We start from the raw sequence: 19,882 nt of genomic DNA, 5'->3' as shown, positions 1-19,882 counted from the left end.
ACGGTCTGAAACAGCTTGCACGACTGATTGTTATGGCGTTTCTTGTATGTCATATGGCGTCCGATTGACCGCCGAGGCCAAATGATCACTGGGCAGGCGATGAGAACGACAACAATTCATATCCTATTTATCCATATCAACACACGGTACAAGGAGAGTCACCCGTGCGACGAGTACGTCAGTTTCTACTCCCCACAGTCATGCTGGCTGCGGCGTCGTTGGCATTCGCGCAAACCGGCGATATCCAGCTTGACGTAAAAAAGAAAGTCCTGAGCAACGGTATGCGAATTCTCGTTCTCGAGAATCACGCTGCCCCCGTGTTCAGCACGATTATTCGCTTCAACACCGGCTCGGTGGATGAACGTCCCGGTATCACGGGAACCTCGCATCTTCTCGAGCACATGCTATTCAAGGGGACGAAGATCATCGGTACCAGCAACTACGAGGCCGAAGCGCCGATCATGAAGAAGATTGATTCGCTGGCTCATCTCATGTATGCTGAACAGGCGCGGCTCGCGAGCCCGCTCAACCCACAGGATTCAGCCAAACTGAAAGCGCTGAAGGACCAGATCGCGGCGCTTCAGGCTGAGCAAAAGCAGTACGTCATCAAGGATGAGCTCTGGGGCACATATCTTCAAGTCGGCGGTACCGGACTCAACGCCTCGACCGGTAACGACGGTACGCAGTATTATGTCTCGCTGCCCAAGAATCGCCTCGAGCTCTGGGCATTTCTGGAATCGGACCGCCTGGCCAATCTCGTACTCCGCGAATTCTACTCCGAACGTGACGTGGTGATGGAGGAGCGTCGGCTGCGGACGGAGAACGACCCGCGCGGCATTATTGACGAAGCGCTTAGTGCCACCATCAACTGGGCCTCGCCTTACAGTTGGCCGGTGGTCGGCTGGATGAGCGATTTACAGACCGTGCTTCGTGAGGACGTCGAAGCATATTTCCATTCGCACTATTCTCCGGCCAACGCAGTCGCGGTGGTCGTTGGAGACGTCAACGCGGACGAGGTATTCTCTCTATGCGAGCGATACTTTGGCAAGATTCCGTCTCAGCCGGTTCCCCCGCCGGTCGTGACGCGCGACGCACCACAGAAGGGGGAGCGCCGAGTGGAGATCGAATACGATGCCAACCCGACCGGCTATATTGCCTGGCGGGTGCCGCAGGTCGGGCATCCTGACATTGCGGCTCTTGATGTCGCTGCCAACATTTTGTCCAACGGGCGGACTTCCCGTTTCTATAAAGCAATTCGCGAAAAGCGTCTCGGCACGACACAGGCATCGGTGTCAAACTCGCGCTACCCGGATGCATTCTATTGTTCCATGACGCCGTTCGGCGACCACACCATATCGGAGATCGAAGGCGCCATTTATGCTGAGATCGATCGCCTGAAAACCGAGAAGGTTACGGATTGGGAACTGGAAAGAGTGCGCAATCAGCTTGACGCCAATTTTATTCGGTCGCTTGATGCCAACACCGGGCTGGCGTTTCGGATTGCCAACAGCGAAGCTGTCACCGGAAACTGGCATCTGTTCCTCGATTATCAGGATGCCATGAAGAAAGTGACCGCCGATGATGTCATGCGCGTGGCAAAAACATATCTGACCAAAAGCAATCGGTCGGTGGTGTATATCGTGAAGGCCGACAGCAGCGCGGCATCCGCAAACTGAGAGGATGGGCACTATGAAGAAAGCGACATTGTTTGTTGTATTCCTGCTGCTGGTAACGGGCGCTTGGTGTGAGGAAACCGGCAGGAAATCCCCGGGCTCAAAGACCATTGCCCGGTTATCTGAAGGCAAACTGGACCTGACTATTCCGGAGGTCGGTGTCGATGTCAAGCGCGTTACGCTCGACAACGGCATTATCGTGTATTTGTACGAAGATCATCGGCTGCCGATGGTGAACGTGAGCAGCATAATTCGTTGTGGCAGCATCTATGATGACGACGTCAAGGATGGGCTCTCCGGTTTGGTCGGAACGGTCATGCGAACCGGCGGCACGAAGAATATCAGCGGCGATTCCCTTAATATGCTCATGGAGTATATGGGCGGTTCGCTGGAGACCTCGATTGGCACCGAGAGCGGTTCTGCCTCCCTCAGCGTCTTGTCCAAGGATCTTGATCGGGGGCTGGGTCTGTACGCAGATCTTTTGCGGAACCCCGCCTTTCCGCAGGACAAACTGGATCTGGCCAAGACTGAAATCAAAAACCGAATCAAACGTCGCAATGACGATCCGGCGACTATTACGAACAGGTATGTATACCATACGCTGTATGGTGAGCACCCATACGGGCGGGTGCTTGAATGGGCGACGATCAAGGGGATAACCCCGGTGGACCTGGTGACCTATCATCAGCGTTTCTTCGTGCCGAACAATCTCCTGATTGGCGTATCTGGTGACTTTTCGTCAGATGAACTGGTTGCCAAACTGAAGCAGTATCTGGGAGACTGGCCCAGGTCATCGGAACCGTTGCCGGCGATTCAGGAGGTTGCTGCGGCGCCCCATCCCGGTGTGTTTCTGATCAAGAAGGATATCAATCAAACAAATCTGGGGATCGCACATCTCGGCATAAAGCGCGATAATCCGGACCGTTTTGCCATCAATATCATGAACTACATTCTCGGCGGCGGCTCGTTCACCTCGCGTCTTACATCGCGCGTCCGCTCCGATGAAGGCCTGGCCTATCATGTCAGTTCCAGCTTCGATATCGGCTCGCGCGATTATGGCATGTTCCGGGCGTCCTGCCAGACCAAGGCCGCTTCGACCTACAAGGCGACACGGATCATCGTCGATGAGATCGAGAGGATTGCTCGCGAGGGAGTCAACGAGCAGGAATTGACCGAAGCCAGGGAATCACTCATGAATCGGCTGGTGTTCAATTTCGACAACGCCGGAAAGATTGTGCGCAACCTGATGGCACTTGAATTCGACGGGTATCCGCTCGATTATTACAAGACATATTTCGACAACTACCGTAAGGTGACGCGAGCGGATGTTCAGATGGTGGCCGGGAAGTATCTCAAACCGGGCGAGTTGTCGTTCATCGTGGTCGGCAATCCGGCTACATTTGATAAATCGCTCGACGAATTTGGTCCCGTGACAACTATCGAACTCGCGCCCCCATCGATTGACTGATCGTCGAACGCGGTGCACGGGTCCTCTCATGCGAAGGGAGGACCCGTACACCCTTCGGTAAGGAGCTCTGTATGCGTCCACTCCGAATATGGGTCTGCACCCTGTTGATGGCGCTTGTAATCGTATCGGGCGGAACATCTGCGATCGCTCGTCCGATCACGTTTGACGATCTCTATAGCGTGCCGCGTGCTTCCGATCCCCAGGTATCGCCTGACTGTCGCCACATCGCATATGTCCTTCGTCTGACGAACACCGAGACCAATACGCAAAGTTCACATCTGTGGCTCATGAACAACGACGGCAGCGACCCTCATCAACTGACTTTCGGCCCCACGAATGAATGGCAGCCGCAATGGAATGCGGACGGAACAGGACTGTTTTTCCTCACCGATCGGTCTGAAAGCGCACAGGTGTGGTTTCTTCCGATAACGGGAGGTGAGGCGCGACAGATGAGCCACTTGCCCTCATTGGTATCCGACTTTCTCGTATCCCCCTCTGGAACCACGCTGATTCTGACGTCAAAATCGTTACCGCACTGTGCCGATGACGGCTGCAACAAGGCCGAACTGACGAAGGCAAAGAACAGCCCGGTTCAGGCCAAGCTGTACGACCACTTGTTGTATCGACACTACAATCAATGGGATGACGGCTGTGTGTCTCGCCTGTACGTATGCGACATAGCCACTGAAACGCATCGACCACTCTTCATGAATGAAACTGATGTACCGACCTCTACACTCGGAGGTGGAGAGGATGTCGCAGTCTCGCGGGATGGCCTTACCGTGTGCTTTACAATGCAGACAGATTCCGTGCCGGCGGTCCGGGTCAACAACGACCTGTTTACGGTCACTGCACTCGCGCCCGAACCGCTTCAGCTTACATCGGCTCCCGGGCTCGAGAATTCGCCTCGCTACTCGCCCGACGGCAAATACCTCAGCTATCTGTCTATGGCGACCCCTGGCTACGAATCAGATGAACGTGACCTTACCCTCATGGACCGCAAGTCCGGCGCCTGGTCCATCCTCACGACATCCGTCGACAATTCAGTCGGCGAGTACGTATGGGACAGCCAGTCACGACATATCTATTTCACGGTGATCGAGCGCGGTATGACGGTCGTGTATCGGGTGAATGTCGAATCTCGACATGTAGAGCGGCTGCTTGACGGCGCGGTGTACAATTCTCTGCGACTTGCTTCCGACGGTTCGTTTTTCGTCGTCAGTAGGTCGCTCTCCGATCAACCACACGAATTGTACAAATATGATCTCAAATCACGAGCGTTGCATCGATTGACTCGAGTTGCCGAGCCAACTTTGAAAGATATCGACTTGACCAATGATGAGGATTTCTGGTTCATCGGCGCGAATGGCGACTCGGTGCAGGGCTTCCTGACCAGGCCACCGTCGTTTGATGGCTCGCGAAAGTATCCGTTGGTCCTTCTCATTCACGGCGGCCCGCAGTGGTGCTGGCTGAGAGATTTCAACTACTACGGCTGGAACACGCAGTTGATGGCTGCACAGGGATATGTCGTGGCGCAAATCAATCCGCACGGCAGCGTCGGCTACGGCCGCGCGTTCAAGGAGTATGTCTCAGGCAATTGGGGGAAAGGGGATTATGACGACCTCATGATGGGTGTGGACTATCTCCTGACGACCAGATCCTTCATTGATTCGACTCGCATGGCAGCGCTGGGGCGTTCCTACGGCGGTTTCATGACCAACTGGATCTGCGGTCACACCGACCGGTTCAAATGTCTTGTCACCATCGACGGCACCGCCAATCAGATCAGCGACTACGGTTCCACGGAAGAACTCTGGTTCCCGGAATGGGAAAGCCGGGGAACCCCTTGGAGTAATCTCGAAGAATATATGCGCTCGTCACCCATCATGTATGCAGACAACTTCAAGACTCCCACCATGGTCATCCACGGGCAGCGCGATTATCGGGTCGATCTGAGCGAAGGGTTGCAGATGTTCACGGCGTTGCAGAGGCACGGGGTACCGTCACAACTGCTCTATTTCCCCGATGAGGGACACCATGTCGGCAAGCTTGTGAACCTTCGCTACGTGTACGAAAAACAGTTTGAGTGGCTGGCACGGTGGTTGAAGTGAATCCGCGCCGTCAACACCCCACAAGCGAACATACTGCCGTTACACGCTGATCTCGCGAAGAAACCGCGCCGACTCCTCGGGTGGGACAGTGTTGATAAATATCCCCGAGCCGATTTCGAAGCCGGCCGGGATCGATATCTTAGGAATGATCACCATGTACCAGTGCAAGTGCCGCGTGTCCTCGTCGCCGATCGGCGACGAGCGGATGATCATGTTGTAGTCGGGATCGTTCAAGCCGTAATGGAGTCGTCCGAGCAAGTCTCTCAACACTGCTGCCAGATCGGCCAGTTCGTTATCATCCACCGAAAGAAAACTTGCAGTGTGACGTTTTGGATAGATACGGCATTCGAAAGGAGAACGAGCGGCAAACGGACAAAAGACTGCGAAATGCGATGTCTCGGCTATGATCCGCTCCTGTTGGCGTCGCTCCTCCTCCAGCATGTCGCAATACACACACGTGCCATGCTTGTCATAATGCAGCACCGCTTGTTCGAGAGGATATCGAACATGAGGCGGGACGATCGGCGTGGCGATGATCTGCGAGTGCGGGTGCTCCAATGATGTACCGGCCTGCGCACCATGGTTTCGGAAGACCGAAACCAGATTGATCTTGTCGTTTTTGCTCAGTGCCCTCTGGCGCTGGCGGTACGCACGAAGGACTTCCTGAACCTCCGTCGTCGCCATGGTGGCAATGGTCACATGGTGTTTAGGGTGCTCGATCACCACCTCCGCGATCCCAAACCCCTTGGCGGCCAGAAATCGACCCACATGCGATCGAGTTGCTGCCAGATGGGGCTGGAGTGCGGCATACTTGTTCGGCACGACACGAACGGCCCACTGCCCCTCGACAGGCTGAACGTATACCGCTTCATCGGTGGCTTCTTCGTGTCCGGGGCAGAAGGGGCAATCATCGCGGAATTCCGGGATCGGTGCGCGCTGCGGCTGCTGTTTGCGAAGATCCGACGGGCGCTTGCCGCGTTCGGGCGCCATGATCACCCATTCCTTGGTTGCTTGATTCTGGCGAAATTCAGACATACTTTGATGCCTTGGCCGGTGTGACGTCCTTCTGGGACACAATACGTGATCGGCGGCAGGTTAGTCAACTGGTGAATCTTGAAACTTCATCCCTGGCTTTTCGTCTATGACGAGATGGGGACTCGCAGTGTATTCGTATTACCCTTGACCCGTATGAACACCGTCCCATCGTTCTCACAGATTCCGCCCCATCGGATTAGTCTATTGTATCTGAACTCAATTATCGATCATCCCATGATATACGCGAGGATTGTATGAGGAACATAGCAGCGCTACTGTCAGTGTTGGTGCTTCTGGCGTTGACGCTCAACGCCGAGGAAGCGCGGCTGCTTCGCTTCCCGACCGTAAACGGGAATCAAGTAGCGTTTTCGTATGGAGGCGATATCTATGTCGCGGCTCGCACCGGTGGACAGGCCACACGGTTAACCAGCCACGAAGGACTCGAGATGTTCCCACGATTTTCACCAGACGGCAAGCACATCGCCTTCACCGGCCAATACGATGGCGATTTCTCCGTCTACGTCATACCGGTCGCCGGCGGCGAGCCGAAGCGACTCACCTATCATCCGGGACTTCAGAATACGTCCGAGCGCTTCGGCCCGGAAAACGTGGTTATGGGTTGGTCGAAGGCGGGGGATAAGGTGCTATATCGGTCGCGCAAAGAGTCCATGAATTGGTGGGATGGCCGTGCCTATCTGGTGAGCGTGGCTAGTGGGATGTCGGAACCGTTGCCAATGGCCACAGCCGGTTTCACCAGCCTGTCGCCGGACGGAAAGAAAGTGGCCTACTGTCCTGTCTATCGCGACTTTCGCACCTGGAAACGCTACAAAGGGGGAATGGCGCAGGATGTCTGGATTTTTGACCTCACCACCTACGCCAATCAAAAGATAACCGATTGGGAGGGGACTGACAACATGCCGATGTGGTTTGGCGAGCGTATATATTTCAATTCCGATCGCACCGGGCGTCTCAACCTGTACTGCTACGAAATGAACTCCGGCCAAACTCGACAGGTCACCAACTATACCGATTACGATGTCCGCTGGCCATCCCTGGGGGATAATGGCATTGTTTTCGAGAGCGGCGGTTTTCTGTACGTTATGGACCTCCCCTCGGAAGAGATACATAAAATCGAGATATCCCTAATTACGGATCGCAACACGGTGCGTACAGAGTTCCAGAATGTCTCGGAGTGCGTTACTGACTTCGACATTTCGCCCGACGGTAAGCGGGCGGTTTTTGCGGCGCGAGGCGACATATTCACTGTCCCGGCCAAGGAAGGAAACACCAGGAATCTGACACTGAGTTCGTCTGCAAATGACATGAATCCGGTCTGGTCGCCCGACGGCAAGTGGGTGGCGTACATATCCGACAAATCCGGCGAGGATGAGTTCTACATCACGTCTCAAGACGGCAAGGAATCGGTGCAGCTCATCACCGGTGGCGACAGCCATCGATATGGTGCGGTATGGTCCCCCGATTCGAAGAAACTCGCGTTTTCCGACAAGAGCCTTCGCTTGTACGTCGTCGCGGTAGCCACGAAGCAGACCGTACAGATCGATAAAGCCACGCGAAATGAGATCAGAGACATGGCCTGGTCTCCGGACAGCCGGTTCCTGGCATACTCCAAAGTATTGGACAACGGTATCCGGACCATCTTCACGTTTGCTTTCGACAACAACACACTCCACCAATTGACACCCAGCTGGACCAACGATTACGGCCCTGCGTTTGACCCCAACGGCCAGTACCTGTATTTCATATCCGAGCGGAATTTTAATCCGGTCCTGGGCGCGTATGAGTTCGAATACATCAACACATCTATTGACGATCTGTATCTTATTGTGCTGAATGCCGACAGTCTGAGTCCGTTCCGCCCCAAAAGTGATGAAGTAGAGGTTAAGGTGGACACAGCTAAGAAGATGTCGGACAAGGGGAAAACCGGGAAGGAGGGAGAAGATAAACCCAAGACCGGACCTGTCAAAGTTAAGGTCGATTTTGACGGAATATATGAGCGACAGGTTGCGATCGATCTGCCCGCAGGTAATTACAACGGTCTCATGGCTGTGCCCGGCGGTATTTTCTACTTGGGAAATCCGGTGCGGGGGATGGTGGGCAATATTGGTCAGCCAGATCGAATACTCAACAAATATGACATTGCCAAAAAGAAGAATTTCGCCTTCCTGAGTGGCATCGAGAGTTACGCCTTGTCGGCCGATCAGAAGAACCTCCTGATCAAGAAAGACAACAACTTCTATGTCGTGTCCGCTGAAGGTGAGAAAGCTGACCTTGAGGACAAGAAACTCGACCTGAGCCGGATGGAGATGAAGGTCGACCATGAGAGTGAGTTCTCCCAGATGTTCAACCAGGTATGGCGCCGGTATCGGGATTATTTCTACGATGAGCACATGCACGGCGTTGACTGGCAGAAAATGCACGACAAGTATGCACCGCTTATACCGTATGTCATCAACCGGTACGACTTCACGTACGTGCTGGGGGAGATGGTCGGCGAACTCTGTTGTTCGCACACTTATGTCGGTGGCGGCGAGAAACCGAAAGTACCGTCTAGCGACATTGGATTACTGGGAGTCGACTTTGCGGTCGATCCGGCGAGCAAACGGCTTCGCCTCGCGCATATTCTCGAAGGAGAGAACTGGGACCCTGAACTTCGCTCTCCGCTCCGAGACCCGGGTATAGAGGTGAAAGAGGGGGATTATCTTCTTGCCATCAACGGCCAGGAATTGACGGCAGACATCGATCCATACTCGCTCACCGAACACACCGTCGGCAAGCAGATGACGCTGACATTGAACAGCTCACCCGGTTTGAAAGGAGCTCGCGAGGTTACTGTCAAGCCGATCGCTTCGGAGGAAAACCTTCGGTATTTCAACTGGGTTGAGAAGAATCGAAAATACGTCGATTCCGTCTCGCATGGCCAGATCGGTTATCTGCATATCCCCGACATGGGAAGCTACGGATTGGTCCGATTTGCCAAGATGTATTTCGGCCAGTTGCGCAAGCCCGGCCTCATCATCGATGTGAGATACAACGGTGGCGGGTTCGTGTCGGGACTCGTGCTCGAACGGCTCCGGCGCGAAGTGGTTGGTATGGGGTACTCGCGCAATTTTGCTGCCGGTCCTGATCCGGGCGACGCACCCTATGCCCACATGATCACGCTCATGAATCAGTTCTCGACCTCCGATGGAGATATCTTCCCGTACTGCTTCCGTGAATACAAACTTGGCCCGCTCATGGGGAAGCGGACCTGGGGCGGAGTTGTCGGCATCAGAGGCATGGATGAACTCATCGACGGCGGATACTACACCGTTCCCGAATTCTCTACCTACAATATGAAGAGCCAGTGGGTGATGGAGAACGTAGGCGTATCACCGGACATGGAGGTCGATAATCTGCCGGACCGTGAGGCCCGGGGCTCCGACGACCAACTGGACCGGGCCATTCAATATGTCGCGGAGAAACTGAAGTCCGAGCCGAAAACGCTGCCTCCTCCTCCCGGACCGCCGACCCCACGGTGACTGATACAGAATCAGTCCCACCGTCCGGAAGACCAGAAGAAGAGGGCGGTCGCAACTGGCGACCGCCCTCTTGTATTCGAAGTTATTTGCGTGTGCGCGGAGGCGCCAAACGCCGCAGCCTTACCAGATATTCACAAGGTCCGCGTTAACCATTTTGGATCCGGCCTCGCAATCGAAAGCCTCTTTGAATGCCGGGACATTGTACAAGGGACCATCGGTGCGGAAGTTGGTCGGTGAATGCGGGTCGGTGTTCACCTGCAGCTTGAGCGATTCCGGGCGATAATTCTCACGCCAGCTCTGTGCGAATGACAGGAAGAACCGTTGCTGCGGCGTGAAACCGTCGATCTTTTCGACTGGCTTCCCCTTGAGCGCCATCTTGAGTGCGTCGTATGCTATCAGCACGCCGCCGAGGTCCGCAATATTCTCACCCAACGTCAACTCGCCGTTCACATGCAGGCTATCGATCGCCACGTATGCCCCGTATTGCGCCACCAGCCGCTGTGTCCGATTCTTGAACTCGGCGAGGTCTTTTTCCGTCCACCAGTTCTTCAGATTTCCTTCGGCGTCGAACTGGCTTCCCTGGTCGTCGAAACCATGTGTCATCTCGTGTCCTATCACCGAACCCATGGCGCCGTAATTGACGGCATCGTCAACTTCACCGTCAAACATCGGCGGTTGCAGAATGCCGGCAGGGAAGACTATCTCATTCATGAGTGGATTGTAGTATGCATTGACCGTCTGTGGTGTCATGCCCCACTCGGTGCGGTCGACCGGTTTGCCGATCTTAGCGATCTGCCGGTGCAGCTCGAATGCCTCACCCCGGCGCATGTTGGCATAGTACGATGACTTGTCGATCTCGAGGCCGGAGTAGTCACGCCATTTCTCGGGATAACCGATTTTCGCCGTGAAGGCCGCGAGCTTCTTCTGGGCCAGGGCCTTGGTCGAGTCGCTCATCCAATCGAGCGCCTGGATGCGCGCCTTGAGCGCCTCGCGCAGATTATTCACCATTTCAATCGCCCGTGCTTTCGACTTGGGTGGGAACGCCTTGGCGACGTAGGCCTGGCCGAGTGCCTCGCCCAGCGTGTTGTCGGCGGCCGTCAGCACACGCTTCCACCGAGGGCGCAGTTCTTTGGTACCAGCCAGTGCTGTTCCGTAGAACGCAAAATTCTCGTTCACGAAATCGGAACTCAGTTGCGGCGCCGCGTCGTGCACCAGATGCCAACGGAAATACTGCTTCCAGTCATCGATCGGCAATTCCGTAATCAGAGAATCCATTGCCGCAAAGAATTTGGGATGAGCGAACGAGAACTTCTGCACCTCCGGGAGGCCTATAGTCGAGAAATAGTATGACCAGGCAAAATGCGGCGTGGCTTTGTCGGCATCAACCACCGATACCATGTTGTACCAGCTGTTCGGGTCACGCTGCTCCACATTTGTCAATGACGCCTTGGCCAGACGGGTCTCCAGCACCATTATGCGTTCGGCGTGGGCCGCCGCATCGGCGGGACTGTCACCCAGCAACTGGAGCATCTTAGAGACATGGGCCACGTATTTTTCGCGCAGTTGTTTGGACTCATCGTCATCGCGGGTGTAGTAATCGCGGTCTGGCAGCCCAAGGCCGCCTTGCGTCGCATAGGCAATGACCTCGGTGCTGTTCTTCATGTCCTGATCAGAACCGATACCGAACAAGAATGTCTGCCCTCCGGCATGATAACCGGCCACTAGTTTCTGGATATCCTGACCGGTCTTGAGGGCATCCAATGCAGCGAACTCTGCCTGCAGCGGCTTGGCAGCATCCGCTTCGATGCGAGCACTGTCCATTGCAGTCGAATAAAAATCACCCAGTTTCTGGGTGATGCTCCCTTTTGAAGCCCCTGCCGTTGTGGCAGCCTCTTCAAGGATACTCCGTAGTAGTGCGATATTTCTCTCGTATACCTCGTGACCCGCTCCCCATGTGCCGTACTGGGCCGGAATCGGGTTGTTCTTCAGCCAGCTGCCGTTCGCAAACTGGTAGAAGTCAGTGCAGGGACTGATGGTGGTGTCGAAGTTGGCGCGGTCCAAACCGTGTTCATTGGTTTGGGCAACGGTAACACCGAAGGTGAGTACGAACACTATCAGTGTTGCGCCAACCGTGCGAAAACAGAACTGCTTCATTCTATACATCTCCTCAATTTAGGAAGGCCAAACCTACAAACTGTCGATGATTGACACAAGTGTCTTCTGAATGATGAGACATAATCCATATCGCTCTGATACGAGTCTGACATGGATAAGTTTTGATGCCTTCCAGCCGGTGAGGCAGCCGTTCGCGATTTAAAAAAGGGGAGCCGGTCCGTCCGGACCAGCTCCCCAGGAGTCTCGGTAGACAATGTTCCTACGGACAGGTCGGCAATGTCCCGCCGAAGAACAGGAAGTCCACCAGTACCGACAGATCGGAGATGTCGACCGAATCGGAGTTGTCGACGTCGTTCTCCTCGAAGCATCCGGATACGGTGCCTCCGAAGAACAGGAAGTCGACCATCGTAGACAGGTCGGAGATATCCGTCATATCGTCCTCGTCGCCGTCCACATTACCGGTGAGTCCGATGCAACACGGTGTGCCGGTCAGCGTTCCCGGACAAAGTGTACCGTCCCCTTCGTACATGCCCGAGGCGGCATCGCAAACCACACGTGTGGTCTGGATGCACCTCCCGTCAGGCAGATCGCAGGCGCCGGTCGGATCGATATTCGGACAGGTGGTCGCTGTACATATCGAACCTACCCCCATGAACGCTCCGCCAAGGCTGGCGCAGGCGGAAGGTGGTAGAACTATGCAACCGGCTCCGTTCGGAAGACAGCAGGCCCCTACCTGATCATGCGGCAAACAGGTATTGGGCAGACACGGTGTGCCGTTCCCCTTGTACTTGCCATGTAGACGTTCGCATTCAAGGGCCGTCATGATCGCACACGCACCGCTGGGCAGACAGCAAGCGCCTTTAGGCTTGCCGCACGGATTCGGCGAACAGGATGTTCCATTGCCTTGATATGCGCCCCCTTGAGCCTTGCACTGAGCCGATGTGATAATCACGCACGCACCGCTCGGCAGGCAGCAGGCGCCCCGATCCGGCTGCGGCGGACAATCGACCGTCGCACAGTTGGTGCCAAACCCGAGCCAGTGCCCGTGACGAAGCTTGCACCCCTTGGGCGTGGTGTTGATACAGGTACCGTCAGGCAAGCAACATGCCCCACTCTGAGGAGGCGGACAGAGGGTCGGCGTGCACGGCGAGCCGGGGCCATAGAATGTCCCATGGTACACCCGGCAGCTGTCCTTGAAAGTCTGGATGCACGTGCCGTTCGGCAGACAACACGCCCCTTCCTGAGGCGGCTGACAGACGACGCCGGCACACGTTGTCCCGACACCAAGGAACAGACCATGCATATACTTACATTCGGACGGCAGCAGGTTCGGTACGCAGGTGCCATCCGGTAGACAGCAGGCGCCGACCTCATTGCCACCACCCGGACAGAGTGTCGGGCTGCAAGGCACGCCGTTACCGAAATAGATGCCATTGGCATCTTTACACTTATCTGCGGTGGTCTGCACACAGGCACCCGTTGGCAGACAGCATGCGCCCGTCGAATCGAAGCAGATTAGCGGACTGCACAGCACGCCGTCCCCTTTGTACTGGCCTCCCTGCTGCAGACAGTCGGCCTGTGTCAACATGACACATCCGCCGGTGGGCAGACAGCACGCGCCCCGAACCGGTGGGTGGCAGACGATCGTCGCGCAGTTAGTACCTGGCCCTTGCCAGGCACCATTCTTGTAAATACAGTCAAGTTCGCTCATCTGCGCACAGGTGCCATCGGGCAGGCAGCACGCACCGATTGGAGGCGAACAAGGGTCTGGTGTGCACGTTGTGCCAGGTCCGTACCAGCTACCACCGCTGGCAATACACTGCGTCTGCGGCATTATCTGGCAACCGGCACCCGGAATGCAGCAGGCACCGTCTACTGGCTGGTTGCATGGGTCAGGGGTACAGGTGGTTCCATCCCCTTGATACGTGCCGCCAGCGGCCTGACACTGGGAAGCAGTGGTAATGAAACAGAGTGCGCCGGGACGGCAACAGGCTCCCTGCGGCGGCGTGCAGTTCACTTGGGAACAGGGCACATTGTCACCAAAATAGGTGCCGCCTGCAGCCTGGCACTCGGAGGCCGTCAATTGCGAACAGAAAGGACCGGCGGCCCCTTGCTGGCAGCACGCCCCGGTGGGCGGCTGTCCGGGCCGGACGATAATGGTGTCTTTCATGTCAATGTGAAAGTCACAATGATACGGGAATGGCCCCATCCCATCGACCGATACGAAGACGTCGAAGAATGATTGCCCTGGCAATAACGTGCCGGAGCTGAAGCTTTTTGCGGAGGAGGGATCGCTGGTGACGGTGTGTGCGAACGCCCCCATGTTGGTCCATTTGACCGTGTCTCCCCAATTCACCTGGGTTAACGGCGGAGTGTAGCTAAAATCGACAATGCTGACGTTGTGCGTTATTGCCCGGCCCGGAACCGGACAAAAGAGCACGAGTAGAGCGAGCCATAGAACGCTCCACAGCAACTTAAACTTTTGCATGAACCCTCCTTGAGCTCAGCGAGTAGTTAGTGTTTTAGGTTCTCGGCGTACGTTTGGTAAATGTTTTTGCGTTCGGACTTCTCGAATTCAGGAGCACAACCCGGCGAAATGACTCAAGTAATGAGGTCGGGTGTGAGTATTTACGGGCTAATGTATAGATAATGGACCGTGTTTGTCAAGTATAAAAACTAACAGGACCCTGACAAAATCGAAATGTCTCGAATTAGCGGTTGATTGCAGCCGACAGGACTTTGTCAAGCAGGCCGGGTGTCTGCCAGCCGGCTGCTTTGCGACCGTTGACAAAGATGGTGGGGGAGCTGTCGACACCCAGCTTCTTGGCCAACTCGACATTCCGGGCGATGCGGGCCTCGATTCTCGGGTCAGAAAGTGCCGTCTCCAGATCGAGCTGAGCAACGCCGAGGAAAGTGGCGAGTTGGGTTACCGATGCTGAAGTAATGGTTGCGCGATTGTCCACAATCCATTGATAGGCACGCCAGTATGCGTCTTCGCCCGCCACCAGCCCTGTGGCGTGAGCGAGCTTCGATGCGAGACAGCCGTTCGGGTTGATTTCGCGGGTCACCAGATCATTGCAGCGGCCGTCGAGCGGGAAGTCCTTGAATACGATCCGGACCTGCGACGAGTCACCGATTGCCTGCGCCAGTATCTGCCGGGCGGTTGCATGGAAATTACAGGTGAGATCTCCAAAGACAATTACCGTTGCTGGGGCTGAAGCCGGACCCCGCGTGTGGTCATCGCTGGTGACAGGGATGGATTGAACGCGCTGGCCTTGCCAGGCTCGCAGCTGCATCTCGGCAGCCGGCACTGGTCGATCTTTGGAGCGTGGGCTTTGCAGCGCCAGTTGTGTCGCGCGGTCGATTGCCGCCGGCAGTGCACCCGCGGAATTCCAACCTTGTACTTCATAGCCGTTGACGAACACCATCGGCGTCCATTTCAGGCCATACGCCATCCCTTCGGAAATGTCACCCTGCAAGAGACTGTCGACAACCCTGCCGCGCATGGATTCGCGGAACCGCGCCGGGTCGAGGCCGAGCCACTTCACCTGCTGATCGAGAGCCGCATCGGTAAACTGCCCGCCATGCTCCACCAGCCAGAAGTGCATTTTCCAGAATGCCTGCTCGCCCCCCAACAGTCCCGCCGCTTCAGCCGCTCGCGACGCCTTGCAGGCACCTTTATGTGGACTCTCTGTCAGAATGTTCGGATTGCAATCGGCGTCAAACGGCCATTGCTTGACCGAGAGGGCCAGGTTCTTTCGACTGGCGAGAAGTTGCTTGATCTGTTGCTCCACTTGAAAACAGAGTTCGCATTGATAGTCATTGAAAATTACCAACCTCACTGTCGGATTTGTGCTCCCCAGCCAGAACCTGCCCCCGAATCGATTTGCGGTCTTGGTTGTTTGGTGACTTGTGGTCGTGTCGGTGACCACAGCAGCCGGACGATCTACCGAATCAACTGGAGTCTGGGAGAGAGGCTGGCTCATCCGTGCGATTGACTCAAGCGCCGCACGATGAGCCGCTGATTGCGATGCCATCTGTTCTCTGAAATACAGAGCCTGAGTTGTGGCAATGGTGAGCGCGAAAAGAAGTGCCGCCAGCCCCATCGCCAGGCGTGATGTCGGACGTGCCGAATCACGTCCCCGCTCGCCAATCTCTATCAGGAGCCACCACCCCACATTCGCCGCATGCACAACCAGGCACCACGGGCACCAGCGGCCGGCGAGAAACATGATCCCGATGAAGGCCAGTGAGACAGCTACGCCTCCCCGTGCCACCCACCGAACTACACCGCCGGCATCCATGCGGCGTCGATCGAACCACAAGTACAGGATAGCCGCAAAGTAGGCCAACCCAAGATGTGCAACTGGTACACCGAGGACCTTGCTGTACGGTCCTCTGACAGCCCAGTCGCAGCCACCATCAGAACCGCACCCAGCGACCGCCAGGGCCCAGATATGTCTTGCCGTCAGCAGTCCCGACGCTGTTAATGCACCGAGGAGTAGAAGCGTGCCGATGAGAAACCTGCTCATACCGGGATGACCGGCGGAAGAAGGTTGTCGAAGTCCCCTGTCTGTTCGTTGCTTTGGTGTCACAGCCTGCTTACTGTATCGCTGCCCGTTAGACAGTCTAAGTATACGGCCTCTTCCGATGAGATGCCAGTAAAAGGTCGTGCAGGGACCCAAACAGTCTGCGTTTGAGATTTAGTGCCGGACCGTATGAGATGCCGGAAGGGGAGATGAGTTCCCCAGCGCCTCATCGTATGATATGAACCCGGGGACCCGCCCGTAGCGGTTAGCATCCGGCTTGTGAAATTCCGGACTATCGTGAATTATGCGAAGCAATTTCTCCCTCGCCGTCGAAAGCAATGCGCCTGGAATTTCACGCACGTTGGGTGAAATCGGAATCAGGATCTCGAAGATAAAAAGGCGGGGCTGGCGCCTGCCTTACTCGGGGGGAGGGAGGGATAACAAGTAAGGAGGTGAGTGGTAAACACTCCGCCAGCCCCTTCATCATATCACGTGGGTTGCGCCCTCGTGAGGGGATATTTAGCTATTGTCTACTGCTCAGTCAATCTTATTCGTGCGATCTCAGCGCTTCAGGGGGTGTGGGTCGATAGGCATCCTAGGCAAATTCCCCCATACGTGAATCCTGCTCACCTGCGCTATTTCGTGTCGACTTCGCGACTCCCGTCTTCGCCCGAACGTAACCTCCCATATTTAACTAACGGGTACACAACTTCGCGCAGCCTGTTTCGCCGACGGGTCCACGATCGTTATCCGGCTGAGCTTTGTGTCCCAATTGTCCTCGCCGGTATAATGTCATAAACTGCTTCAACTGTCAAGTATTTGCTGAGTTTTTTTTGGCCCCGGCCAAGCCTGCTCGGCGTGGCCGGAAATGGGCTGGGCGGGCGACACATCACCGGCTCCGTACGCGTTGGTTGGCACTCATCTGATCTCTGACCTCCCGTCCCAAAAGCCGCTAAACCCTTGGGCCAAAAAACAAAAGCTGGCTGCCCCGTTTGGGAGCAGCCAGCCAATCTGAGGGATCTGCGGTCCCTTTTATCCTAAGTCAACATCACGGACAGGTCGGCAGTGCCCCTGAGAAGAACAGAAAATCCACTAAGACCGACAAGTCGGAAATGTCTACGCTCGCCGATTTATCGACATCGTTTTCCTCGAAGCAGCTTGAAATAGAGCCACTGAAGAACAGGTAGTCCACCATGGCCGAGAGGTCGGAAATGTCGACCAGGTCACCGGTGTCACCGTCGACATTGCCCGTTAGCACCAGGCAGCAGCCATCGCAAACGTCACCGATCCCATCCTGATCGGTGTCGGCCTGATTTGGATTCGGGTCCACTGGGCAGTTGTCGCACAGATCGCCGACACCGTCGGCATCCCCATCCTCTTGTAAGGGATTCGCCATGGCAGGGCAGTTGTCGGACGGGTCATCTACGCAATCACCGTCGGTGTCGAATGCAATGTTCGTCTCGGCAAAGTGCAGGCTGATGGCGCTGTCGGTCGGCAGGTTGGAGTAGTATTCCCAGATCACCTTCTGTCCTTGTTCGCCTATATCGGATGCATGGTATTCAGGCACGACAATATCGGCGCCGCTGACAACCGCCGGCATGCTCCAGGTTGCTCCGCCGTCGCAACTCGTCGAAAGATAGAGCTGGTTACCGGAAATGTACGTGCAGGCGAATTTATTACCTCCCACATGTGAAATGCGCGGGTACCGCTCGTCAGCCGCCGTCGCAGCCACAATACTGGTTTCGAGGCTATCGTAAAAGCTTCCGGTGTGGTGCCAGCAGATAATATCATGGTCATTCGGCGCAGCCGTGGTCCCAAGTTCCGTAACAATTGCGATCTGTCCGCCGTGTGCGGCTACTGCAGGGTTGGTAACGCTGGTGTCCACTCCCATTTCATACATCACCATGCCGCTTTGTGTCTCGTCGTTGAAATTAGAGAACAGGTCGCGTCTAATAAGCAGTTCCCACAAATTGGTTGTGTCGTTTAGCCGGTCGTACACCGCGTATAACAGCGTGGTGACCTTGTCGATATCTACGGCGGTAGTCTTGCAACCGCTCACTGAATACCAACTGATCGTGGCGTAACCGGCAATAGTTGTGTCTATTTCGTAAAGAATATGAGGCGCCGCGAGCAGATCTGGCGTGGGGTATGTGGTATTGGCAACCCAGGAGACGATGCCGAAGGCATACTCGCCGGGACGCTGGTTGAATTCGCCCGACGTATCGCAAGCGACGTCGGCGGCACGAGCAGTGTTCCATCCGTACGTGTTCCAGTTCCAGTACGACTGAGACCAGATCGTACCGTTCGTGGCGTTGGGGATCTCGGTCAGGTACACCCTGCCGCCGCCGCTCTCCTGAGTCGGGCCGACTTCAGTCCCGTAGAAAATCGAGTCGTGGCCCCAGAAATCGATCGCCGGATAGGTGGGGTATCCGGTAGCGGTAAAGGCGCCCGCGGTCGGAAAAGTCATGCCGTCATCGCCGGAGCCGGCCCACACCAGCGTGGTGTCATTCTGGAGTTTCTCCTCGTACCCAAGCATGAGGCTGCCGTTTCCGGCATCACCGAGTGTCGGGTGAATAGTCTGCGCCGGAACCATCGGTGGCGCGGGAACAGCCGTGCACGACATCGAATAGTCTCCCGAGCCGGGTGCAATATGGTCTCCATCGACTACGATGTAATACGTGATGCCTGCCTCCATGCGTACGTCAGCCATGGCCGAACGAAGCCCGACACAGAGGGTGGAATTGAATCGGTTGCAGCCGACCAGCGTATCCGCCGTCGTCCGATACACCCAGACATTCGTATTGTACGAGGAAGCGCATAGGTCGATTGTCACCAGTTCGGCGCTGGACGGCGTGTATGAATACACGACATCCGGCTGCGTAGAAATCCCCGCCCCACGGCAGACGTCTTCCTGGTAATCGTTCAGGTAGCCGGTCGTGTGGCCGGTGTCGCTGTATGGCATGCTGGGGATCACCGTAGCTGAAGCGATGTTTTCGCCACCCTGGTGGGGAGCCAGTTGCTTCGCAGCTTCTGCGTCTGCCTTCGGCACCTGCTCCAGCGGAAGGCCTACCGGTAACGTGATCGGGCCTCCCTCAATTTTGTGTGAAGGAATCGCGTCGAGCCTCAACCCCTTGGCATTCATAGCCGAGGCGTCGCCCGTTTTCGGTTGCCCGGCCACGGCTTCAACGATGCTGGCTGCTACCAGTCCCGCTATCAAGCAGCCGGTCAGCAGTACCACCATTAACCTTTGTTTCATAGTGCTTCTCCAGTCCCATGCTGGGTATGTTGCTGTGAACCTGTATTCGTCGATCTGCACACCTTATGTGCCGTATATAAGTGAGGTATCGGGAGACATCAGCGGAAAGTTCAGCCCTTTCGGCAGTATCCGAAAGTCCGCGCCACTGACCTTCGA

At 55.9% G+C, this 19,882-nt stretch carries 9 protein-coding genes; 4 read left to right on the top strand and 5 right to left on the bottom strand.

Going from position 1 to position 19,882, the window contains the following annotated elements:
- Positions 1-164: 164 nt before the first annotated feature.
- From AB1644_08295 to AB1644_08285, 3 genes are all read left to right on the top strand, one after another.
- Entirely contained in the window at positions 165-1,676 is a 1,512-nt protein-coding gene (locus AB1644_08295; protein MEW6051042.1) for a pitrilysin family protein, read from the top strand.
- 13 nt (positions 1,677-1,689) lie between these two features.
- Positions 1,690-3,141 carry a pitrilysin family protein gene (locus tag AB1644_08290; GenBank protein MEW6051041.1) on the top strand — a complete coding sequence of 484 codons (1,452 nt, stop codon included), beginning with the start codon at positions 1,690-1,692 and terminating at the stop codon, positions 3,139-3,141.
- Between the two features lie 71 nt (positions 3,142-3,212).
- On the top strand, positions 3,213-5,252 hold the full coding sequence (locus AB1644_08285) for a S9 family peptidase (GenBank protein MEW6051040.1): 2,040 nt from the start codon (positions 3,213-3,215) through the stop codon (positions 5,250-5,252).
- Positions 5,253-5,291: 39 nt separating this feature from the next.
- Here the strand turns inward: AB1644_08285 and galT are convergent, their stop codons facing one another.
- Positions 5,292-6,287: a galactose-1-phosphate uridylyltransferase gene (gene galT, locus AB1644_08280; GenBank protein ID MEW6051039.1), complete on the bottom strand. Its 996-nt coding sequence runs from the start codon at positions 6,285-6,287 to the stop codon at positions 5,292-5,294.
- A 254-nt stretch (positions 6,288-6,541) separates the two neighbouring features.
- On the opposite strand from galT, the gene AB1644_08275 reads away from it, so the two are divergent.
- On the top strand, positions 6,542-9,826 hold the full coding sequence (locus AB1644_08275; protein ID MEW6051038.1) for a PDZ domain-containing protein: 3,285 nt from the start codon (positions 6,542-6,544) through the stop codon (positions 9,824-9,826).
- A 120-nt stretch (positions 9,827-9,946) separates the two neighbouring features.
- On the opposite strand, the gene AB1644_08270 is transcribed toward AB1644_08275, so the two are convergent.
- From AB1644_08270 to AB1644_08255, 4 genes are all read right to left on the bottom strand, one after another.
- A complete protein-coding gene (locus AB1644_08270) occupies positions 9,947-11,980 on the bottom strand; it encodes a M13 family metallopeptidase (GenBank protein MEW6051037.1) in 2,034 nt (677 codons plus the stop codon).
- 220 nt (positions 11,981-12,200) lie between these two features.
- The gene (locus AB1644_08265; GenBank protein MEW6051036.1) at positions 12,201-14,429 is read right to left on the bottom strand and encodes a hypothetical protein; all 2,229 of its coding nucleotides are present in this window, start codon (positions 14,427-14,429) and stop codon (positions 12,201-12,203) included.
- 223 nt (positions 14,430-14,652) lie between these two features.
- Positions 14,653-16,473 (bottom strand): thioredoxin domain-containing protein, encoded by a 1,821-nt coding sequence (locus AB1644_08260; GenBank protein ID MEW6051035.1) that lies wholly within the window; start codon positions 16,471-16,473, stop codon positions 14,653-14,655.
- Between the two features lie 1,045 nt (positions 16,474-17,518).
- A complete protein-coding gene (locus AB1644_08255; protein MEW6051034.1) occupies positions 17,519-19,726 on the bottom strand; it encodes a thrombospondin type 3 repeat-containing protein in 2,208 nt (735 codons plus the stop codon).
- Positions 19,727-19,882: the final 156 nt, after the last annotated feature.

It is taken from the genome of Candidatus Zixiibacteriota bacterium (genome assembly GCA_040753875.1).
Taxonomy (GTDB): domain Bacteria; phylum Zixibacteria; class MSB-5A5; order GN15; family FEB-12; genus DATKJY01.
This window is presented reverse-complemented; position numbering and strand designations above follow the sequence as displayed.